General features: G+C 37.8%; 15 protein-coding genes. 4 read left to right on the forward strand and 11 right to left on the reverse strand.

Going from position 1 to position 23,103, the window contains the following annotated elements:
* Window positions 1-10: 10 nt before the first annotated feature.
* Complete coding sequence (locus AAC073_RS01145) at window positions 11-1,351, reverse strand: TolC family protein (RefSeq protein WP_339921991.1); 1,341 nt, start codon at window positions 1,349-1,351, stop codon at window positions 11-13.
* A gap of 239 nt (window positions 1,352-1,590) precedes the next feature.
* Here AAC073_RS01145 and AAC073_RS01150 point away from each other — a divergent pair, with 239 nt between their 5' ends.
* Entirely contained in the window at window positions 1,591-2,388 is a 798-nt protein-coding gene (locus AAC073_RS01150) for an aminotransferase class IV (RefSeq protein ID WP_339921992.1), read from the forward strand.
* A 47-nt stretch (window positions 2,389-2,435) separates the two neighbouring features.
* Here the strand turns inward: AAC073_RS01150 and AAC073_RS01155 are convergent, their stop codons facing one another.
* The 8 genes from AAC073_RS01155 to AAC073_RS01190 form a co-directional block, all read right to left on the reverse strand.
* Window positions 2,436-3,230 carry a thymidylate synthase gene (locus AAC073_RS01155; RefSeq protein WP_339921993.1) on the reverse strand — a complete coding sequence of 265 codons (795 nt, stop codon included), beginning with the start codon at window positions 3,228-3,230 and terminating at the stop codon, window positions 2,436-2,438.
* Between the two features lie 12 nt (window positions 3,231-3,242).
* Entirely contained in the window at window positions 3,243-4,289 is a 1,047-nt protein-coding gene (rfbB, locus tag AAC073_RS01160; RefSeq protein WP_339921994.1) for a dTDP-glucose 4,6-dehydratase, read from the reverse strand.
* Between the two features lie 263 nt (window positions 4,290-4,552).
* On the reverse strand, window positions 4,553-7,000 hold the full coding sequence (locus AAC073_RS01165) for a polysaccharide biosynthesis tyrosine autokinase (protein WP_339921995.1): 2,448 nt from the start codon (window positions 6,998-7,000) through the stop codon (window positions 4,553-4,555).
* Window positions 7,001-7,002: 2 nt separating this feature from the next.
* Window positions 7,003-7,818: a polysaccharide biosynthesis/export family protein gene (locus AAC073_RS01170; RefSeq protein ID WP_339921996.1), complete on the reverse strand. Its 816-nt coding sequence runs from the start codon at window positions 7,816-7,818 to the stop codon at window positions 7,003-7,005.
* A gap of 83 nt (window positions 7,819-7,901) precedes the next feature.
* Window positions 7,902-9,059, reverse strand: coding sequence for a glycosyltransferase family 4 protein (locus tag AAC073_RS01175; protein WP_339921997.1), 1,158 nt, complete (start codon window positions 9,057-9,059; stop codon window positions 7,902-7,904).
* A gap of 328 nt (window positions 9,060-9,387) precedes the next feature.
* Window positions 9,388-10,113, reverse strand: coding sequence for a tetratricopeptide repeat protein (locus AAC073_RS01180; RefSeq protein ID WP_339921998.1), 726 nt, complete (start codon window positions 10,111-10,113; stop codon window positions 9,388-9,390).
* Window positions 10,114-10,634: 521 nt separating this feature from the next.
* Window positions 10,635-12,410, reverse strand: coding sequence for a RagB/SusD family nutrient uptake outer membrane protein (locus AAC073_RS01185; protein WP_339921999.1), 1,776 nt, complete (start codon window positions 12,408-12,410; stop codon window positions 10,635-10,637).
* Between the two features lie 27 nt (window positions 12,411-12,437).
* Complete coding sequence (locus AAC073_RS01190) at window positions 12,438-15,632, reverse strand: TonB-dependent receptor (RefSeq protein ID WP_339922000.1); 3,195 nt, start codon at window positions 15,630-15,632, stop codon at window positions 12,438-12,440.
* Between the two features lie 944 nt (window positions 15,633-16,576).
* Here AAC073_RS01190 and AAC073_RS01195 point away from each other — a divergent pair.
* The 3 genes from AAC073_RS01195 (at window position 16,577) to AAC073_RS01205 (ending at window position 21,045) form a co-directional block, all read left to right on the forward strand.
* The gene (locus AAC073_RS01195) at window positions 16,577-19,153 is read left to right on the forward strand and encodes a c-type cytochrome (protein ID WP_339922001.1); all 2,577 of its coding nucleotides are present in this window, start codon (window positions 16,577-16,579) and stop codon (window positions 19,151-19,153) included.
* Window positions 19,154-19,235: 82 nt separating this feature from the next.
* Window positions 19,236-20,252 carry a sugar phosphate isomerase/epimerase family protein gene (locus AAC073_RS01200; protein ID WP_339922002.1) on the forward strand — a complete coding sequence of 339 codons (1,017 nt, stop codon included), beginning with the start codon at window positions 19,236-19,238 and terminating at the stop codon, window positions 20,250-20,252.
* A gap of 10 nt (window positions 20,253-20,262) precedes the next feature.
* On the forward strand, window positions 20,263-21,045 hold the full coding sequence (locus AAC073_RS01205; RefSeq protein ID WP_339922003.1) for a glucose 1-dehydrogenase: 783 nt from the start codon (window positions 20,263-20,265) through the stop codon (window positions 21,043-21,045).
* A gap of 26 nt (window positions 21,046-21,071) precedes the next feature.
* Here AAC073_RS01205 and AAC073_RS01210 read toward each other — a convergent pair whose 3' ends face one another.
* On the reverse strand, window positions 21,072-22,403 hold the full coding sequence (locus AAC073_RS01210; protein WP_339922004.1) for a GntP family permease: 1,332 nt from the start codon (window positions 22,401-22,403) through the stop codon (window positions 21,072-21,074).
* A gap of 120 nt (window positions 22,404-22,523) precedes the next feature.
* Window positions 22,524-23,093, reverse strand: a complete 570-nt coding sequence (locus AAC073_RS01215; RefSeq protein ID WP_339922005.1) for a peptidylprolyl isomerase — start codon at window positions 23,091-23,093, stop codon at window positions 22,524-22,526.
* Window positions 23,094-23,103: the final 10 nt, after the last annotated feature.

The raw sequence follows: 23,103 nt of genomic DNA on the forward strand, positions 1-23,103 counted from the left end.
TTCTGATCTATTATAGTGTAAGTGGATTTCCTAAATAAAAATCCAGTACTTTAACGCTAAACACAAATTGGTACTTTGCTGTAACCAAATCTGCTTCCGCATTGAATAAGTTATTTTGTGCAACCTGAAAATCAACAGCATTGATTGCTCCTACTTCAAATCGCTGTTGTGCCATTCTGAAAGATTCCCCAAGGGCTTCCACTCTTACCAATGAACTTCTGTAGGATTGTTCTGCTGCATAAGCAGAAGTATAGGCCGTTTCAATATCTTGTCTTAAAAGATTTTTCGCTTCTATTTCCTGGATTTCGCTCAAACGCTTTTGTACCCTTGCCCGTTGAACACTTGCCTTGGTTCGAAAATTGGAGAAAACAGGAATATTTAATCCTATATTAGCAGACTGAGAAAGATTGTTTTCAAACTGTTGTATCAGTGGATCAGGAGTCATAAATGTACTTTGATCAACATAATTTGAAAACACATTAGCACTTAAGCTTAAACTTGGGGCATAGCCCCCTTTGGCAATTTTCACTCCATATTCAGCACTTTTTACAGCTAATTCAGCGGCTTTTATCTGAGGCAGCCTAGTTTCCGCGATGCCATATACCTCACCTACCCCAACAGTTCCAATTTCTAAACCCTCAACACCTACCTCAGGAATAATAATACCAAACGAATCATTAAAAGGCAATTGGAGGGCTTGGGACAAATTTAACTTGGCTATTCTTAAATTGTTTTCAGAATTGATGACCTCTAATTCATTGGTCGCTTTTTGAGCTTCAAGATCTAATTGGTCCGCTTTGGGTAATGCTCCAGCCTTCACCAGGCTTGTCGTTCTTTTTAATTGATCTATACTCGTTTTTAATTGGGATTTAGCAATATTTAATTGCTCCATAGAAAAGGCAACATTAATAAAGAGGTTAATGGTATTTAAGGTGATGTCATTCTTGCTAGTTTCAACATTAAGCCGGTTAACTTCTACATTTAATTTGGATTGCTGTATACTATTGCGAACCCTACCTCCGGAATAAATAGGCACACTTGAACTTCCAGAAATATTCACATTACCAATTCTTCTAGACTCAAAATCATTGGTAACGGGATTGATAGATCTACCCCAACGAAATCCGGAACTTGCGCCCAAAGAAAAAGAGGGGAGCATTTGCCCTTTTGATTCTAATAAGCTTGCTTCCGAACCAATAAGGTTCAGTTCAGATCTTTTTAGATTCAGATTGTTTTCCAGGGCAATTTCCACACTTTCTTCTAAAGTTAATTTACCTGTATTGTCCTGAGCAAATGCGCCCGGTAATAGCCCGGAAATAAATAGCATTAACAGTAAAAATTGCTTTTTCATGAACTGTGAAATTTGATCATTTTTCCGGTTAATAAGCTTACTATATTCATCTTAAAATTCCGAAACATAAATAAACTTGCTTTAATTAAGCAAACCAAGTGCTAGTTAGTCATTTAGTTTTAAAAATGAACCTTTCTAATTAAAAACCAGCTATGAATAGCAATATTTAATTAATTTTAACTTTGTTGAAATTAATTAAAATTTAAAGTGTTCGAATTTGAACATGTTACTGTACAAAAATGAGACAGTTTTTCAAAATTAAGTCCGAGCGTTTTATAGAAGTTGTAGAATTACCAATCAATAGAGCATTTCTCTTTGGGGACGGTTTATTTGAAACCATGGTGTTCACAAATGGTCACATCAGGTTCCACGAAGACCATCAGGAGAGAGCAAATAACGGCCTTAAAAAATTACGAATTGAGGCCATTCCAGACCTTCAGGAAGTCAGAGAATTGCTCTATTTAACTTATGGTGAAAATACCACCTTGCGCGTTCGTTGGAACATCTTTAGATCAGGAATCGGAAAATACAGTCCAATGGAAAACGATCATTGTGAACATTTGATTGTAACTGATTTCCAGCCTTCTCCCGGAGTTAAAAACAAAGCCTATATCAGCAACAGTATTCATGTAAATACCTCTCCTTGGGCCGGTACAAAAACATTAAACGCCCTCACCTATGTATTGGCCAATATTGAGCGCCAGGAACGAGGGATGGATGATGTAATCCTCTTAGACGATAGGGGAAACATTTCAGAAGGAGGCAGTTCTAATATTTTTTGGGTTAAAAACAACCATTACTTTACCCCCTCGCTCCAAACAAATTGCATTGCAGGAATTGCCCGAAAGCAGATCCTGCAGCAACTTGAAAAAAAGGGTTTCGCTTGTAAAGCGGGATTTTCCACAGCAAAGGATTTATTGGATGCAGACCAGGTATTTGTAAGCAACGTAACGGGAATAAGTTACTTGCTCAATATCGATGGTAAAACTTTCGACACAAGCCCTGAACCTGCACTCCTTTCACTTTTTGAAATATAATTGAAACTTCACGATAAATATAAGTTCAGTTATAGGCATCAACTAAATTACACTGAGACCTCCGCCTTGATTGGTGGATGTGGGTCATAATTTAACAATTCAATGTCTTCATACTTAAATGAAAAGATGTCCTTTATATCAGGGTTCAACTTAAGCTGAGGTAATGGTTTACATTCTCTGGTTAGTTGTAACCTGGCTTGATCCAAATGATTATTGTATAGGTGGGCATCTCCTAGGGTATGAATAAATTCCCCCGGCTCCAGGTCACATACTTGGGCCACCATGGCTAGAAATAACGCATAGGAGGCAATATTAAAGGGCACCCCTAGAAATACGTCTGCACTACGCTGGTACAACTGGCAGGACAATTTACCATCAGCCACATAAAATTGGAACATCAAATGGCAAGGAGGTAAAGCCATTTGATCCACATCTGCTACATTCCAAGCGCTCACTAGGAGGCGCCTGGAATTGGGGTTTTTCTTTATTTGATCGATTAGATTTTTTATCTGGTCAATCTCTCCTCCTTTACCATCAGGCCAATGCCTCCACTGGTAACCATATACTGGGCCCAAGTCACCATTTTCATTGGCCCACTCATCCCAAATTGACACCTTATTGTCTTTGAGGTATGTGATATTGGTATCACCAGCTAAGAACCATAGTAATTCATGAAAAATCGAACGGGTATGACATTTTTTCGTGGTAACCAAAGGAAAACCTTTGGCCAAATCATACCGCATTTGGTACCCAAAAACACTTAAAGTGCCAGTTCCTGTTCGATCTCCTTTCTTGATACCATGATCCAATATATGTTGTAATAACTGATGGTATTGTTGCATATTGTATTGCTTTTAACTGTAATGCTGTTGGTAATATTTTTGATAATCACCAGAAGTAACGCCGTCTAACCACTCTTCGTTTTCAAGGTACCAATCTACCGTTTTTTCAATTCCAACTTCAAATGTTAAACTTGGTTTCCAGCCCAGTTCTTTGTTGATTTTATCTGCGTCAATTGCGTACCGCTGGTCATGTCCTGCTCGGTCTTTCACAAAGGTAATTAATTGTTCTGATGCTCCTTTATCTCTACCAAGTTTTCGATCCATGATTTCGCATAGCAGCCTTACAATGTCAATGTTTTTCCATTCATTGAATCCACCAATATTGTATGTTTCACCCGTTTTCCCTTTATGAAAAACCAAGTCGATTGCAATGGCGTGATCCAAAACAAATAGCCAATCTCTAATATTATCACCCTTACCATAAACTGGCAAAGGTTTATTCTGCTTGATATTATGAATACAAAGTGGAATTAATTTTTCAGGAAATTGATTGGGCCCATAATTATTTGAACAATTTGAAATCACAGTTCTCAAACCATAGGTATTGGCATAAGCTCTTACAAAATGATCTGAGGCAGCCTTGGATGAAGAATAAGGGGATTGGGGATCATAAGGAGTAGTCTCAAGAAAAAATCCTCCGTCATCAAGAGAGCCATAAACCTCGTCAGTAGATACATGATAAAAGAGATGTTTGTCTAGGTCTTTCCAATGGTTTTTAGCCGTATTCAAAAGATTAACGGTTCCCATAACATTCGTTTTCACAAATGCCAATGGATCAGAAATCGACCTATCAACATGAGATTCAGCAGCTAAATGGATAACATCAGTAATCTGGTAATCATTGAAAACCTCTTTTAAAAGAGCTTCATCATTAATATCTACTTTTGCAAAGGCATAATTTTTCGCTCCCTTAATGTCTTTCAAATTCTCCAAATTACCTGCATAGGTCAAGCAATCTAAATTCACAATCCTATAATTTGGATATTTTTTAACAAAAAGTCTGACGACATGAGAACCTATAAAACCAGCACCTCCGGTGATCAAAATTGATTTTTCCATAATCTAAAATTATTAAATAAAATAAGTTTATAAAATCCACCTCGAAATAAGCATTCATAATTTTATTGCTTAATCGAAATTTAAAAGTTTACTCTAAAATAGGAAACTACTTCCTATCCTTCATCATAGCCAATTGAGAATCAGTCAACTCAATACTATTCCAAATTACCTTTGCTTTAATATGCCAGATCAGAAATCTTTATGGCTTTTTATAGCAAACTAAAACCGCAGCAAAATCAGGGCTAAATCCGATTTAGAAATAATTAAGCTTTAAATTTAGCTAGCATATTTTTCAGCCAACCTGATTTAAGTTTCTTCTCTTCTGAGTAGTAACCATCACCATAGCTATTCTTCATCATATAGGAGTAATTGTAGCCATATCCGTAATTATAGCCTCCAAAATCGTAGGTATCACCCCCACCTTTTAATCCATTGAAAATAGCATAAAAATTCCTTACTTGGTCATTTGAGTAAAGGTCATTGATCATTAATAAATGATTTTTGTGTGTAAAATCATGCCTTACTATATATAGATTAACATCTGAAAAACGTAATAAATCCATGGTTTCTGAAACTAACCCTACTGGAGGGCAATCCATAATTATGATGTCAAACTGCCGCTCCAACTGCTCTAAAAACACCCCCATTTTATCTTTCAACAGCAATTCTGCCGGATTAGGAGGAACTGCTCCTGAAGGCACAGCATACAAGTTGTCATATTTTGTTTTGAGGATTATTTCATCTGCAGCGTCTTTATCTACTAAAAAAGTAGATAGTCCCTTTTTATTTGATACACCTAAATACTTCGCAAGTTTAGGTTTCCTAAGGTCTAGCCCAATAATACACGTCTTTTTTCCACTTAAGGCCATCGCCGATGCCAGGTTCAGGCTTATATAAGTCTTTCCTTCTCCTGAAATACTAGAGGTTACTAAAATCTTTTTACATTTTTTTTCACTAGCGATATAAAAAAGCGCAGACCGGAGAGACCGAAAAGATTCAGAAGCAAGTGACCTGGGATGTTCCGCAACAAGTAAATTGGTGTTTTTATCACTGTATCCAATGGTTCCTAACATAGGAATTCTTAAAAGATTTTTTAGCTGAATTTGATCCATTACCTTATTATTTAGGTAATGAAATAAAACTAGAAAGCCAAAAGGAAGAAAAAAACCAAGGCCTATAGCATAAGTGTAATTTTGCGTTTTTTTAGGATAAATTAAGGTTCCTCTTTTGGCATAATCTACAATACTATTATCAGGTACATTTGACGCTTTCGCGATTCCAGCCTCTGCCCTTTTCTCTAGTAAGTAGGTGTACAGGTTTTCCCTTAATTTAAATTCTCTAAGAATGTTGGTGTAATCAGACTCCGCTTTGGGTAAATTGGAAAATTGCTTGTCAAATGAATTTAATTTTTTCTGATTTTCTTTCTTTTTGCTTTCTGTATTTGAAATGAGGTTCTGAATATTCTCAAAAATATTTTCTTTCAACCTCTCTATTTGTTGATTCAATACTTTCACATCTGGATGAGTATCCCTGACTATTGATAACAGCTTTCTCCTCTCCATAGAAAGTTCTACCAAGGACATTGTCATATCATTAAAAAGGCCATCAGAAATCCCAACAATAGAGGGGGCTACTATTTCTTCAAATGAATCCGTTTTAGCAGTCAGGTAACCTTTTAAAGTATTGTAATAGGCCAATTCAAAATCAATGGCCTGGATGTTTGCTTCCAATACCTGAATATTATCCAGGACTCCACCAAATTCAGCATTCACATCCAACATTCTATTTTGGACTTTAAAGCGTTGCAAACTTCCCTCAGCAGATTTTAAGGAATCCTCTACAATGTAGAGTTGTTCCTCGATAAACTTCAAAGCATTTTCAGAGATTAGGTTTTTTTCCTTCAGGTCATAATCGAGAAAGGCATCCATTAATGCGTTGATATAATCACTCCCTTTTTCTTCAATTTTAGTTACTGTACTAATTTCCAGCACAGTCCCATAATTAATAAGTGGTTTTACCTGAACAGCGCTTGAATAACGGTCTATAAGTGAGGATGGGGAATGAAGCACAAACTCAAAAGTATCATATTGACGAGGATTTTTTAGAAGCAAAACTTTAAACTTGGCACTTTCACCAATTATCTCTTCTCCAAAATTTAAGTTTTTATTAAAAATATCTCGGTCTTCTTCTACGTATTTGTAACTCGTAAAGAGGTTATCAAGAAACATATTTTCTCCAGGAAGTAATCTAAAAGTGGAATCAGAGAGGATTTCAATTCTTATTTTCCGATTGGTAATTTGTGGATAATCCCAATCAACAACCACTTTTATGGGACTGTTTTTATACAATTCAATTTCTTTGATGTTCGTAGATGCAAAATAACTTACATCGAAGTGAAGTTTAGCCAGTGCCTCAGAGGTCAGGTTTTTAGAAGAAAAAAGCAGAATGTCATTAGTAAGGTTTTCTCCTCCTGAGAAAATATTGGACCTGTCAAGAATTCTAACCTCTGGAGCAGCGTTACTTTTTATCATCACACTTCCTTTCACCTCGTACTTCTCCATTGTATACCGGTGAAAAAGAAATACTGTAACCAAGCCAATGAAAATACAAATCAAATACAAAGGCCAATACCTGAAATACTTGATAAGGTAGTACTTAATATCAATTGGCTTCTCTTGTTCGTCAAACTTGGATAGATCTAAATTCTCCATAATTAAAAAAGTCCTGAGCTAATTCCATAAACAAACATCATTGCTGTAATGATGGAAACACCTAGTTGTAAGCTCGCGGTTAAATTCTCTCCTGAACCTATTTGCCTTATTTGCATAGGTTGTAAGTATAAAATATCGTTTGGTTGAATGAAATAGTAGGGTGAAGCCAGCAATTGCCTATCATTGAGGTTAATTTGGTGGATTTTGGTTCCCCCATCATATTGCCTGATCAAAAACAACTCATTCTTCCTTGCTAAAATACTTGACTCTCCTGCTATGGAAATAGCATCAAAAATTGTAGCTCGATTTTTCAATAGGATCTTAGGTCCTACGCTATTAAACTCACCCATAGTAGTAAACCTAATACCACCAATGCGAAGTTTTACTTGGACTTCATCCTTAAAATAAAAGTTTATTGCATCCTGAACTTTATCTCTGGCTTCTATTTCAGTTAATCCAGAAATCTTGATTGGATCTAAATTTGGTATCTGGATATAACCATTCTTATCTATTGAGTACCCCGAAAAATAAAAGACATCCATATTACCTCCTGCACTCCCTCCTCTTCCAGATCCTGAAGACTTTGCCCCCTGAAACTCAAAAGCCCTAAGTAATTCCTGATTGGGAGAAGCAAAATCCACATCTATAATATCATGAGGTTGCAATATGTACTCATAATCCACCTCTGCATAAGGAATAAATTCATCAAGTGCTATAGGCTCATTTCCATTTAAATTTTGAAGGTAATTTATCCGCTTATTACTTATACAGGAAGTAATTAAAATAAAAAACAAAACCGGTAATACCAGTCTTCTCATATAAAAATATTTTGTGATCACCTTCAAAATTAATTAAATATGTATGTATTGAAAAAAAAAGAGGGTAATTAATTTAAAGTCCATTATTTCGAGTCCAATAAGCGATTATAGGCATTAAAAATTTCCTTTTGAATGGCTTTCCTTTCAAAATTTTTAATTACTCTTTCGTAAAGGTTGTCAGCAAAGCCTTGCATATCAGCTCTTCTTACAAAGGCGAACTCCATCGCTTCCTTTAAGGCCGACACAAGACCAACTTGGAAAACAAGGGCTGTTTTTTTATGTTTCACCAAGTCTGTATTTCCTGGGATATCAGAACAAATGATAGGGCAATTCATGGCTCCTGACTCTAACAAAACATTTGGGAAACCCTCACGGTAGGAAGGGTGGATAAGTACATCAGAGATTGCCAGGTAATGTGCTACATGATCCGTCCATGGAACATGCACTATCCGGGGATGATCATTAATCTGATTAATCGTTTTGGTATCAAGCGGATTAAGCTCTTGTTCAAAATCCCCCAACAATATTAACTTTGAGCGATTGACAATTTTAGATTGAATAAAGGCCTCGACCAAATCTGCAATTCCCTTGTCCTTTACTAATCTACCAATCGTTAACATCAAAAAATCATCGTCCCCTGGTACAATTCTCATGGTAGCTGCTACCAAGTGATTTTCTTGAAGGTTATTCCTATCAAATACATTTAAATCAACACCATTAGAAGACCCTTCTCCAATTACCCTTACCTTTTTGGGGTTTACCAATTTCTTTTTCAAAATATATTCCATTAGCGAATGAGAATTTGGCCAAACTTCATCTGCAAATCGGTAGGTTATCTTCTCTATATCAGATAAAAATTTAGCTTTATTTCCTTGTTCTACTATAAATGGAAGTCCTGCAAGGGTATGAATTTTTACTGGAACACCAGCCAACTTCGCTGCGATCATCCCAAGTAAACCTGCTTTGGGTGTATGTGTATGTACAATATCAGGCTTTTCCTTCTTAAAAAGTTTGAATAGTAGCCATAAACAGTATAAGTCCTTAATGGGCGTAATCTGCCGAGTAAAAGGAATGATTTCTTTTCTTATGCCTTTTTCGTTTTTTTGTACATCATACCATTCTTTTCCTTCAGCACTTACCATGATTACGTCAAATCCAGCATTTGACATGTAACTCATTTGGTTTTTTAATAATAATTTGAGAGAAATGGGAACAGTAGTGATCCTAATCAACTTTGGCATTCAGCTATTATTTAATTAAAAGGTCAAATATACCTATTATATCGATTGAAAAATAAAATATTCAATACAGTAGTCTGCAATTTTTTCACTTTAGAAACGAATGGAATTGTTAATAAGTGGCAATTCTAGTAATTTATTTTGACAGTTTAAAAAGGCATTTGCATCAGTATTTGGCAACTTTAATTTGTATTGATCAATTGAGATCAGGGAGTCATCTCTCTTTACTGGGTAAGTGATGAATTCTCATTGAAGTCAATAGTACTCAAAAATTTTGTCATTTGAGTTCATTTTTGAATAAAAAAACTATTCAGAAGACATGGATTGAAGCTTATTCACAATTTGTCAATAAGGAGCCTAAAAGCCTAGGATCTAAGCCTTTTATAATAGATGTTTTAAAATAAAAACATGCTTCCATAGATTTATTCAATTTCAGGTAAATTTCACCCTTGGTAGCATATGCAATCGCATATTCAGCATCAAGTTCTATAGCCTTTTCTATATCTTCCATTGCCTTTCCAAAATCATTAAGTTTCATATGGGTATCTGCTCGATTATTATATAATATCGCTTCATTGGGGTTAAGGTTTATTAACCTATTAAAATCCTCCAAAGCTTCGTGAAATTCACCTTCTTGCTTCTTTAAAATAGCCAAGTTAGAGGCAACAGCAAAGCTCTCTGGATTAATTTCAAGATACGTTTCCAAATCCATTTTAGCTTTTACCAAATCCCCCATTTTTTTATAAAGTTGGGATCTATTAATGTTAGCGTTTTCATTTTCCGGATCCAATATTAGTGCTGTTTCGTAATCCTCTAAGGCGCCATTTTCATCACCTAATTGTGCTCTTAATGATGCTCTGTTTATGAAATAACTAGGTATCTCTGAACCTAAATCAATGGCTTTATCATAAGACTTTAGGGCTTTTTCCTTCTTGTTAATTCTCCTTTGGACAGTACCTAAATCTAAGTAGTAGGCCGATAATTTCTCCCCTTTTTTATCTTTCCTTATAAGTTTCTTTAAATTAAATTCAGCACATTCGTAGTCTTCTTTTTCCAAACAATCAGTCACTGTGCTCCTTATGTCTTGGATCGACTGCGCATACGAAATTGTTAAAGATATAAAAGATATAAAATTCACTAATAAAAAATATTTCATAATCCCTTTTTAAAAATTGTTAAATCCAAGGTGTATGCAATCTGAGCTTCAACACTTAGTTTACACTACAAATCTAGTATGTTTTTAATTATAATAACCATGGCACTCACCTTGGGAAATCAAAATTTTACTAGCACAATATCATGGCAAAAATGGTTCAACCTGAAATATGAAATAGACAATCTATTCGTGCTGATTCACCGTGGCTGTTTATAAATTCACCACTGCGATGCTAAGCTGAAACCTCCTCACAAATTGACTTTCTTTAGATTACTATAATCCCCATTAACACGGTACAGGCTTTATAATACTTTTACATCATCCGAGTTCAATAATTTCGGGTTTTGGTTTTAAATTTAATAAAAATTAAAAAAGGGTGAGAAAAAACCCACCCTTTATAATTTTTATTATGTTGAAATTATTTAATCAAATGCTGGATCTTGAACCAAGGTTGGTGAACCATCCTTGAACGAACGTTCAATAGCTTCCAAAGGCACTGGGAAATATTCATGTACTCCTTTGTTGAAGTTTGCACTGCTAAGATAGGTTCTCTTAGTACCTTCTTCATCAAGGTATTCATTCATTGTTTCAGCTGCAATGCCCCAACGTTGCAAATCAAAGAACCTATGCCCTTCCATAGCAAACTCAAGTCTGGTTTCCATCCTTACAGCTTTTCTAGCCACATCCTGATCTGTCCATGGCATGTCATAGGTTGAAATCACATAATTGGCAGCATACTCACCATCTACTATGGTATAATCATTTCTTTCTGCTCCCTGAATGGCCAAAGGAACAAAGCCATCTGGATTGGCAGCTCTTTCCCTGATAATATTAACAAGTTCTCTAGCTCTTTCAAGGTTTCCAAGTTCCACTTCAGCCTCTGCAAGCCACAATATCACCATATCAAGACGCATGATTCTATAATTGTTAGCAGACAAACGTGGATTAGAACCTATACCAAAGAATTCAGGTTCTGCCACATGTTTGATCGGAGAATAGGGCCCTGCATAATTTTGATCCCTAATGAAATCACTTCCGTGAATTTTATACCTTTTATAAAGAACGCCTCTTCTACCAACGGTATGGTCTAATCGAGGATCTAAAGGAGCTTCATAAGCATCAAAAGGATCGTCCCATGACAAACCTTGGTCATTGTTCACATCACTATCATTGAAAGTATCCAATAATGGAAGACCATCCGCTGAAGTTTTGAAAGCATTTACCAAATTCTGAGATGGTTGGTAAAATCCACAACATCCCCAAGGGTCTGTATAGGGGTAATTTAAAGTAGTCCCTTCATTGGCAGCTGCTGTAGTGGCACTTGATATAGAAAATTGAATTTCAAATATCGACTCTTCATTGTTCCTTCTACCTACTAAGAAGTTTTCTTCAAATGTACTGGTCAAAGCAAATGGACCATTATTTAAAATATCGTCCAACAGCGTTTTTGCGGATGCTAATACAGTGGTATTCGCTACTCCAGTAGACTGGTCCCATCCCTGAAACATCTTTGCTTTGGCCAAGAATGCTTGAGCCGCCCATTTGGTAGGTCTTCCTACATCTACTTGAGATTCAGGAAGTACATTCATAGCCGCTTCAAAATCTGCCTCAATGTCAGGCCAAATCTCCTTGTCATTGGGAACTTTACTGCTCTCTAAATCAATCAAGTCAAAGGAATTGTCATCAATATAAGGAACTCTTCTCCACATTTTTCTGGCTTCCATATGGAAAAAACCTCGTAGAAACCTTGCTTCAGCGATAACCTGCGCCCTTCTTTCATCTGAAACATCATCGGCCTCTTTCAGTGTATTAAGCACATCATTTGTTCTTGCTACTCCTTTGTATACCGCCCTCCATTTATTCCTCAAGTGAAGGTTGGTAGGCTGAAAATCAAACGCCTCTAAAAAGGATTGTTCAGGTTGATCTCCTGCGTCTGTACCTTTATAGGCATCATCCGAAACTACGCCACCGTATACCCAATTGTCTATGGTGCCATTCCATCCTGACTGCCCGTCAAGTCCGTATCCATCTATCATGGCGTAGGCTCCTAATAATAGTCCCTCTACACCTTGGCCATTTGCCAAATCTACTGTACTGAATTGACCCTGAGGTACCGTTTCCAGAAACTCTTCCTGACAGGATGATAGGGACAATCCCAATACAAATGCAGTTGCAATTTTTATATATATTCGTCTCATTAGTTTGCTTCTTTATGTTATGAATGATTAAAACGTAACATTTACTCCCAAAATCAAATTTCTGGAAATCGGCATGTAGCCTCCATCAAACCCAACAGTATTGTTACTTCCTGTCTGAATCTCAGGATTAGTTCCTGAATATTTCGTTACCGTAAATAAGTTCTGGCCCTGAATATAGATGGACGCTCTACTCATACCAATGTTCTTAAGCACCGGCTCAGATATGTTATAAGTCAACTGAACATTCCTCATCCTAAAATAAGAGCCATCTTCTACAAAGTAACTGGAAGGCCGGCTACTAACTTGATCATTTACATCCATTATAGGGAAAGTACCTCCTGGATTGCTTGGCTGCCAAGCATCATACAATGCGGTCTTGGATTTGTTCCCTTGAAACGTATTAAAATCAGTCCAATAATTGATATAGTTAAAGATATCGTTCCCTACTGACCCATTGCCAAATACAGCAAGATCCCAGTTTTTATAACCTAAATTAAGGTTGATACCATATACAAAATCTGGATGAGGGTTTCCTATTACTGTTCTATCGGCATCTGTGATAACTCCATCTTCGTTTACATCCTGAACTTTGAATTTACCTAAAGCATTGTAATTACCATAAGGCGGATGGGCATCAACCTCTGCTTGAGTTTGGAATATCCCAAGATTGTTATACCCAAAGAAAGAAGATATTGGATAACCTGATTGAGTGATCGTAACGGATGGAACTCTGGTAGAAGCACCGAACAAGACATTGTCATCATTCGCCGCCAGATTATCTACGTTGTTTCTATACATAGAGAAATTAGCCGAAACGCCATAAGTCAGCTCACCACCCATTGCAGTATCATCCATCCCAAGATTCAGGTCGATTCCCTTATTGGTCATCTGTCCTACATTGAAAAATGGCGCTGTTGCATCTCCGTGTCCATAATTGATGGGTGTTTGAAACAACATGTCAGATGTTATCCTATTCCAAAGGTCTAACTCGAAAAAATACTTACCGTCCATCAATTCAACGTCCAAGCCAATATTATTTGAGGCAGTGGTTTCCCATCTCGCATTTGGATTTCCAAATCGCTGGGTATCAAAACCAAGTGCTGGGGTTGAACTTGACCCATCAATTGGGTATCCAGCATTAAATATATTTGACCTATAGGTAGTAAAAGCATTGTAGTCCCCTATCAATTGGTTACCTGTTTTACCCCAACCGTACCTTAATTTCATGTCAGACACAAATGGTAAAGCCTCTGCTATTGCAGCTTCGTCAGATAATCTCCATCCCAAACTAAAAGCAGGGAATGTTGCATTTCTAGAAGCGGCCAAAAATCTTGATGACCCATCATTTCTTAAAATGAATTGAACCATGTACTTGCCGTCGTAAGAGTAATTCAATTTACCAAACTGAGAGTACAGTCGATAATCATTTTCTACACTTCCAAAGTTTGTTGCCGTATTCGGATCTCCTAGATCAAGATAAGAAATAATTGGGTTGGTCTCGAAAGCAAATCGTTGACGAGAAGCACCAAATATTTCTCCAAATTCTTTAATAGATTCTAAGCCTAAATAAGCATCGAAAGCATGAACGTCATTAAAGGTTTTGGTATAGCTAACTGTGTTTGTCCATACCCATTGGTAAGAATAAGAGTTTTCAGCAGTAGAACTGTTAACAAAATTCCCTTCTACATATTCAGGCTGTGGTCTTCCTATGTATCTTGCTCTTCGGTTATTGGCATCTACTCCAAAACTTGATCTGACATTGATATTATCTGTCAGGTCTATCTGGGCGTAAACATTTCCAAAAGCCCTTAACTCAAGATTTCTGTTGTCTTTAGCCCTTTCAAGAAAGGCTACAGGATTGTAATTGTTACCAAGATTCGCTCCTCTACTTCCTGCAAAATTACCCATTATATCGTATACTGGCAAAAGTGGATGTTGAAGGGAGGAACTGAACACTGCGTTTTGCTCTTCATTGTTACCTCTAGACCCATTTCCAAAACCACCTTTTCTATTTCCTACGGTTACTGAGAGGTTTTCCCCAACCGTTAGCCTGTTGTTTAAGGCCTTAAATTCAGTATTAGCACGAAGAGAGTACCTGTCGTAACCAATATCATTGATTACACCATCCTGGCTAAAATAATTCAAAGAAAGTGCATACCTGCCGTTTTCAGTACCGCCATTGGCAGTCAGCTGATAACTTTGAATAGGGGCAGTTCTTGTGGATTCTTTCCACCAGTCAGTATCTGAAGACCTGGTAATTGGGTATATATTCCCTGGTCTAAGTGCGTAGAGGCTTGGGTCCACGCCTGGATCCCCTTCCATTGCTCCACTAGGGAAAACATAATCTGGTATGCTTACTTCTCCATTGGGTCCCCAGGAATATTGTCCATGGGTAGGCGTCGTACCCGGGTTTCCATAGATGTTGGCAAGGTATAGGTACTCGCCCAACTCTTCGGCGTTCAAAGGATCCGGACTTCTGTCTGATGTCTGGGTACCATAGTAAGCATTAAAAGAAATGCTCGGCTTCCCTACTTTTCCTCTTTTTGTTGTCACAATGATAACCCCATTTGCAGCTCTTGAACCATATATTGAAGCTGCTGATGCATCTTTCAATATTTGAATGGACTCAATGTCATTGGGATTTAAATTGCCCTGATTTTGAGTAGGGACTCCATCTATTACATATAGAGGATCATTGTTATTAATTGTTCCAAACCCCCTGATACGGACCGTAGCCCCACCACCTGGCGTTGCATCGTTGATAATGGTTACACCTGCTGCTCTTCCTTGCAATTGCTGCGCAAAAGTAGTGGCAGGAATAGCAAGCAACTCGTCCGAATCTACAGAAGTAACTGCTCCAGTAATTTCTCTACGTGACTGAGAACCATAACCGGTTACTACTACTTCATCCAGTCCACTCAAACCTTGCTCCAAAACAACATCAATGGAAGCCCTGTTTCCAACGACTTCCTCCACATTATTGAATCCCAAAAAGGAAAAAACCAATGTAGATTGTTGGTTGGCAACTGAGATTGTAAAATTGCCATCCAAATCAGTGACTGTACCATTGGATGTACCTTTTACTAACACGGCAGCACCAGGAAGAGGGTCTCCCAAGTCGTCCGTAACGGTCCCTGTAACCTCTATTTGTGCCAAGGCAAAGCTTGTACTCACAAATATGGAAAACAGCACCAAACTGCATAATTTGTAAATTTTTAACATAAGCAAATTTTAGGTTTAAGTTATTAATCAATTAATTCACGCGTAATCATTCTCTTTTGTATATAACGTAATAAAGTCAACCATGATAAACAATAAATGTTTAAAATTATAAAATTAAAATTTGAAGAATTAGAATTACATCTACCCTAAAATAAGGTACTTAATTGTAATGATTTAAACAAAGCTACTTGCAGGAATTTCATAACTTATTTCACTAAACTGTTAATCCTAATCAGACAATTCTAAAAATCTATTTATTCACTTAAACATTAGGAATAATTGCAATTATATCATTTTTTCAAACAAAAAAAAACATTTTCAAATTAAATATTTAATTTGAGTGAATTCAATTTAAAATACGTAAAACTTATAAATTGAATCAAATATTTTAAAAATTACACAATTTTAAATACAAAATTTCATATTTAATTCAACAGACTCGCTTCCTATAAATTTTGTTTTTTTAATGACAATTAAATCATATCAGAATTAAATATTAAATTCTTAATTAATTATTTTTATTAAACCAAACACTTTCTAACTTCATGAAAACAGCAAACTAATAATAATTGATTTTGTTTAATTAAAGGTTTAGCATCTACACCTTAGTTAATCTTACATAACTTTATCTAAAAAAATAATTAGTTTAATCGCTAATCGATTTTTCGGTAAGGTTACCGAAATTCATTTACACTATAGAAAAAATATTTTATAGCTTATAAAAATTATTAGCTACCTAATAAACCCTATAGAAAAACCCTAGTAAACAAATCATTTCTGCATTCATAAAGCGATTAGCTGGGCATCAGGCTAAAATTCAACTTTACACTAAAAGAGAAATTAAAAATGGTAAAAAATAAATACCTCATCATTATATTGGATTTAATTTGAATTTTACCAAACAAATATTAGATTTAAGAGCAGTAAACCAAACCCAAATAAACTTGTTTAATCCATTCTTAAAGCTATCAAAAACCGCTATTTCGGTTGGATTATGGATCAATGCCGTACTTTTAGCAAGTTGTACTTCTCCTAATGATCTATCCCCCTCTCCTGCCATGTCTCCGGAAAAAGCAATTCATTTATTTGAAATAAATGATGACTTAACCATTCAGCTTGTTGCAGCCGAACCTCTAGTTGAAGATCCCGTTTTTACAAGTTTCGATGAAGATGGCAGGCTTTGGGTAGTAGAGATGAGGGGATTCATGAATGACATCGACGGGTCGAACGAATGGGAACCCAATGGTAGGATTTCGATATTGGAAGACAGTGATGGGGACGGATTAATGGACATCAGTACCGTCTACTTAGACAGCCTCATAATGCCCAGGGCACTGGCAGTCGTTAAAGGAGGTGCATTGGTAGTTGAGAACGGTTCACTTTGGTGGACGCAAGACCTGGATGGAGACCTGAAAGCCGACACGAAGGTTTTGATCGATCCTGATTATGCTGGAAGTGATTTACCAGAGCATTCTGGTAATGGATTACTAAAAGGGCTTGACAATTGGTATTATAACGCGAAATCTCGGTTTCGGTACAAATTCAAAGACAATCAATGGATTAAAGACACCACAGAGTTTCGTGGCCAATGGGGTATCAGTCAGGATGATTATGGCAGGCTTTACTACAATTACAATTGGTCCCCCCTCCACGTTGATCTCATTCCTCCTAATTACTTTACAAGAAACGATCACCACAGCCCCACTTCGGGGCTTGATCATGGCCTCACCGTGGACAGAGGGATTTTTCCCATTAGAGAAAATTTGGCCATCAACAGGGGGTATATTCCGGGGATTTTGGATGACAAAAACCGATTGAAAGAATTTACTTCTGCATGCTCTCCTTTCTATTTTAGAGAAGATGGGCTCCCAAACCAATATAAAGGAAATGTTTTTGTTTGCGAACCTTCTGGTAATTTGATAAGGAGAAACACGATTGTTTCCGATGGAATAAAACTCTCAGCAACCTCCCCCGACGTCAGTCATTCAGTAATTGCCTCTCATGATGAGAGGTTTCGACCCGTAAGCTTAACATCAGGTCCTGATGGCGCCTTGTACATTACAGACATGTATCGTGGATTGGTCCAACATGGCGCCTATATTTCCCCTTATTTAAAAGACATTACCATCAAGCGAAATTTAGTAAGCCCATCTCATTATGGTCGGATTTGGCGCGTTACTTCTAAAAATTGGCAAGCTAAACCTACTCCAAAATTATCCAGTTTCACTGGGTCGGAACTTGTAGCGACCCTGGCTCATTCCAATGGCTGGTACAGGGATATGGCACAGAGGTTACTTATAGATAGAAGGGATATCTCCACCCTACCCTCATTAGAAAATTTATCTTTAAATAAGGACAGTCCAATCGGACAGCTTCATGCCCTATGGACATTGGAAGGGCTTGAAAGATTGAATGAGAACATCCTCTTTTCTTTACTGGATAAAAGCGAGCAACAGGCAACAACGGTTTATGTAAATGCCCTTAGACTGGCAGAACAATCCTCCAAAAATAGCGTTCCAGTTAGAATGCGACTAGAAAAGCATATTCTTCGAAACCTGGGAGAAATAACCAAGGAAGAATTGGCACTTCAAATGATTCTTACTGCAGGAAGTTTGTCTCCTGATGTTTCTAATAAAACTATTTTAACAGTTCTCGAAAGTACAATTGACCAAGCCATTTTTAGAGATGCCGCAATCAGCAGCTTGCCTAATCGGGAGTTTGAATTTTTATCGCTCTTGATGACCCATGAAACATGGAAAGCGCATACCTCTCCAAAGGCTATTTTTCTGGAAATGCTTTCCACTGCTATAAGTAGAAAAAACAACCCTAAAGAAATGCAAGCGCTTGTAAACTTGTTGGATCTAAAAAACCCTTCTAAAGATTGGCAGGCTTTATCCATTTTCACTGGAATGGCTATGACAGGTGCCCAAAACAAGGAAACGCCTCTACCATTAAAATCAGCTCCCAAATTCTCCAAAACAATTTCTTTTGCTAATAGCAATTTAAAAACCTCAGAATGGGACAACCTTTTCCATTGGCCTGGCAAAGAGGTGGTAATTGACTCTCTGTCAAAAATGAATCAATTAACAGCCGCCGAAAAAACTTCGTTTGCAAAGGGCAGGCAGCACTTTTTAAGTACCTGTTCAGGATGTCATGGAGGAAATGGTGAAGGCGTAAAAAGAATGGGGCCCCCATTGAATAAATCAGAATGGGTAACCGGAAACGAAACACAACTTGCCATGATCCTGCTTCATGGACTTGAAGGCCCGATATCGGTAAGTGGAATAAAATACAGTAGTCCTGATATATTACCAGTAATGCCATCGATGGCTAGCATTGATAACGGGACCATTGCAAACATTCTCACCTACATCAGAAATGAATGGGACAATCAGGCCAAAGCCGTAAAAAGTAGCACAGTGGCCGATATTAGAATTTCAACCCAAGGAAGGGTTTTTCCCTGGAAACCTGAAGAACTCCTGCTCTTCAAACCCCCAGTAAATCCTCCAAACAAACCTTAATTTAATCATGGAGGAAAATAAAAAGAATCCCCTCAATTTATACCCATTAAATACCCGGCGAAAGTTTTTAAAAAAGGCTGGCATGGGCTTAGTTGCGTTGACAATGCCTGAATTACCTGCATTTTTTGACAAGACAAAATTGGGAATAGTAGTTCACTCTTACGGAAAAAGGTGGCATTCCTCCCATCAAAGCAATAACTACCCCGGCTTTATTGATGCAAGTGAGCTATTGAGGCATTGTCATGATATCGGAGCTGGAGGCATTCAGGTAGGTGTCAATGGTTGGACGGAGGATTTTACTAAGAAAATTAGAGCGCAGCGGGAAAGACTTGGCATGTACCTGGAGGGGTCAATTGGAATGCCTAAGAAGGAAGCTGACTTGGCAGATTTCGAAAAACAGGTAATCCTGGCCAAAGAAGCAGGGATTAAAATCCTAAGAACAGTGAGTCTGGGGCCAAGAAGGTATGAAGCCCTGCATAGCCAGGAAGCGTTTTTAACCTTCCAAAAACAAGCAACAAACATGCTGGGGAAAACAGAGCGACTTTTACGGAAACACAAAGTCAAACTGGCCATAGAAAACCACAAAGATTGGCGTGCAAATGAATTGGCCCAATTAATGAAGGGAATATCCAGTGAATGGGTAGGTGTAACCCTGGATTTCGGCAATAGTATCGCACTTATGGAACAACCTGAGCATACCCTTCAACTTTTGGCCCCTTATGTGTTTTCTACGCATGTGAAAGACATGGCCGTAACCCCTCATTCGGAAGGCTTCCAACTTTCAGAAGTACCACTAGGAGAAGGACTTATTGACCTCAAAAAGATTATCAATACTTGCAAAGAGCACAACCCTTCCATAACTTTTAATCTGGAGATGATCACTAGAAATCCTTTGCTTATTCCTTGTCTGACGCCCGCCTATTGGACAACCCTTGGGCAAGTTCCAGCCTCTGAATTGGCCGAAATGCTGACTTGGGTCAACTCAAATGGCAGCATCCTGCCTAGTGTCAACTCCTTAGGGCCAGAAGCATTATTAGCAATAGAAGAGAAGAATGTTTTAACTTCATTGGCATACAGTAATAAAAATTTAAATCTCTAAATTAAGAACCATGATTAACAGCTTACCAGGAATAAAATTATTTGACCTAAGTGGAAAAACCGCAATTGTTACGGGAGGCTCAAAGGGCTTAGGACTGGCAATGGCTGCTGGCCTAGCTTCAGCCGGAGCAAATCTTCTAATTGTTAATAGAACAGAAAGAGATGGGAAAATAGCCGCAGAAGAAATCAGCAAAGGTTTTGGCGTACAAGCCCTGTCCTTTGCTGCGGATATATCAAAAGAGGAGGAAACCAATGCGATGGCGGCATTTGCAATGGAGGCTTTTGGGAGCATCGATATTTTGATAAATAGTGCTGGAATAAATATTAGGGGAGCAATAGATGAAGTAAGTCTTGAAGATTTCAATAAAGTGATGGCTATCAATGTTACCGGCACTTGGCTTTGCAGCCGTTCAGTGATTCCTCATATGAAAGCCCAAAAGTCAGGCACTATAATAAACCTGGCAAGTACACTTGGTGTCGTAGGGCTGGCAAACCGTACCCCATACACCTCAAGCAAAGGTGCTATCGTCCAAATGACCCGTGCATTGGGACTTGAAATGGCTGAATTCAACATTAAAGTCAATGCCATCTGCCCTGGTCCATTTCTTACAGAGATGAATATCCCAGTGGCCGATGATCCTGCTACCAAGCAATTCATTATTGGCGCAACAGCCTTGGGGAGATGGGGTGAGCTAAAAGAAATACAAGGGGCAGCCATATTCCTTTCCAGTGATGCCGCAAGTTATATGACCGGGTCCCTATTGACAGTAGATGGTGGCTGGACAGCTAAATAAACTTCGTTTAATTAGGAGCACACTCATTATGTTAGCACGCTGGCCAAAAGCATGATAATACCCATGGCAGTAAAGGATAGAATAACCGTTCCTAGACTATGTGACTGATAGCCTTGCTTGATATTCATGCCGGACAACTGCGTCATGGCCCAAAAAAAACTATCATTCGCGTGGGACACAGCAATGGCTCCGGCTCCGGTAGCCAATACTGTAAGCACGCGCATAATTTCTGTATCCAAGCCCAAGGCTGGCATCAAAGGCACCATGATAGAAGCGGTTGTTACCAAAGCAACAGTGGAAGAACCCTGAGCAGATTTCAAGGCAAAGGCCATGGCAAAGGGCAGAAATAAACTTAAATTCCCTGAGCTCATTAACCCACTTATCTGATCAGCTATACCAGAGTTTTGTAACATTTTACCAAATACACCACCAGCACCAGTAATAAGAATTACTGGTGCACCTATTAATAATGCTTCCCCAAACCATCCGGAGGAGGACAAAACTTTTTTATCAAGTTTTTCAGGCAAGCTAAAGGCCAAAAATGCCCCTAGAAGCAATGCTATGATGGGGTTACCTATAAATAAAATAAGGGAGGTAAAAAGGTTATCGCCAAAAGGTTGTGTCGGGTAAGCCGCTATAGATGACAGTATGATTAGTGACAATGGAATGATTATAGGCATAAAGGATTTACCTAAGGAAGGATTTTTGGTTGTTTTGCCTAATTTATCGATTTCAGCAAATACAGGAACCAAATGAATTTTTGACACCCAATACTTACAAAAAAAATAACATGGCACCAATCCCAGTGCACTAGTGATTAGGCCAAATAAAATTATCTGCCCTAAATCTGCGTCTAGAATTCCAGCAGCAGCTATTGGACCGGGGGTGGGCGGCACCAAAGAATGGGTTGCCGTAATCCCTAAGGTCAAAGCTACTGTAGTGGCCGCATAAGGTAGTTTCCCTTTAAAAGACAGGGATTTATTAATGGGGTTAAGCATTATAAAAGCACTGTCTCCAAAAACTGGAATAGAAGAAATATAGCCTGTAATCATCATACCCAGCATGACTGACTTTTTCCCTACCCAAGACAATACCTTTTGAGCAATCACAAATGCGCCACCTGATTTTTCTAAAAAAGCACCTATAACTACTCCAAAAAGAATCAGTAAGCCGATCCTGCCTAACACTCCCCCAAAACCTTCGGTAATAGAACTAATGATCAGCTCTGCGGGCATACCTGACATAAGCCCGTACAGAATGGCACCACAAAACAAAGCAAGAAAAGGATGAATTTCAAATTTGATGATCGCCACAATTATAATGGCCAACGCCAATAGAATCAAAATAAAGATAAACATATATTGGTTTCTGGGTTTATATTCTATTACAAATAAAGCAATTTAATTTAAAATTCAATCGCTAAACAGAATATTCATGAAATACAACGATAAAAGTTATATTTTCAACACTCCAACCAATTAAAGGGGCTTAATAAATTTTATTTCAACAGGGTCTACCAGGTATTGTCCTTCTTCTTTTCCTTGCTGAATTTCTTTCACCAAGTCCATTCCTTTGGTTACTTGGCCAAATGCAGCAAAACCAAAACCATCAGGATTTCTTTTTCCTTCGAAGTCCAGTTCGGGCTGGTCACCGATACAAATAAAAAAGGAACTTTGAGCACTATTGGGTTCAGAACGGGCCATGGAAAGTGTCCCATCCTTGTGTTTTAAGCTTGTTACCTTGGTTGTTTCGATGGGAATTGGAGTTGACAATAAGCTATCAGCGACATCACCCCCCTGAATTACTTCTATCTTTATTTCCCGATCTGCCTCATTTTCTGGCGTACAAACTCTAAAAAAACTGGAATTTTGGTAAGCACCACTGCTGACATAAGCGCGAAAATTCTCCACAGTAATAGGTGCTTTTTCAGGGTACAATTCTACTTCTATATCACCAAGTGTCGTTTCAATCAGGTATTTTTCTATTTGCTGGGCTTGGATTGTACTGCTCAATAGAACAAGCAGAATGCATTTGAATAATTTATTCATGGACAAAATC

The sequence above is a fragment of the uncultured Cyclobacterium sp. genome (assembly GCF_963977555.1).
Classification (GTDB): domain Bacteria; phylum Bacteroidota; class Bacteroidia; order Cytophagales; family Cyclobacteriaceae; genus Cyclobacterium.

Coding starts and splice junctions, on each gene's coding strand:
- AAC073_RS01145 (WP_339921991.1), bottom strand. CDS start 1,351: ATGAAAAAGCAATTTTTACTGTTAATGCTATTTATTTCCGGGCTATTA.
- AAC073_RS01150 (WP_339921992.1), top strand. CDS start 1,591: ATGAGACAGTTTTTCAAAATTAAGTCCGAGCGTTTTATAGAAGTTGTA.
- AAC073_RS01155 (WP_339921993.1), bottom strand. CDS start 3,230: ATGCAACAATACCATCAGTTATTACAACATATATTGGATCATGGTATC.
- rfbB (WP_339921994.1), bottom strand. CDS start 4,289: ATGGAAAAATCAATTTTGATCACCGGAGGTGCTGGTTTTATAGGTTCT.
- AAC073_RS01165 (WP_339921995.1), bottom strand. CDS start 7,000: ATGGAGAATTTAGATCTATCCAAGTTTGACGAACAAGAGAAGCCAATT.
- AAC073_RS01170 (WP_339921996.1), bottom strand. CDS start 7,818: ATGAGAAGACTGGTATTACCGGTTTTGTTTTTTATTTTAATTACTTCC.
- AAC073_RS01175 (WP_339921997.1), bottom strand. CDS start 9,059: ATGCCAAAGTTGATTAGGATCACTACTGTTCCCATTTCTCTCAAATTA.
- AAC073_RS01185 (WP_339921999.1), bottom strand. CDS start 12,410: ATGAGACGAATATATATAAAAATTGCAACTGCATTTGTATTGGGATTG.
- AAC073_RS01190 (WP_339922000.1), bottom strand. CDS start 15,632: ATGTTAAAAATTTACAAATTATGCAGTTTGGTGCTGTTTTCCATATTT.
- AAC073_RS01200 (WP_339922002.1), top strand. CDS start 19,236: ATGGGCTTAGTTGCGTTGACAATGCCTGAATTACCTGCATTTTTTGAC.
- AAC073_RS01205 (WP_339922003.1), top strand. CDS start 20,263: ATGATTAACAGCTTACCAGGAATAAAATTATTTGACCTAAGTGGAAAA.
- AAC073_RS01210 (WP_339922004.1), bottom strand. CDS start 22,403: ATGTTTATCTTTATTTTGATTCTATTGGCGTTGGCCATTATAATTGTG.
- AAC073_RS01215 (WP_339922005.1), bottom strand. CDS start 23,093: ATGAATAAATTATTCAAATGCATTCTGCTTGTTCTATTGAGCAGTACA.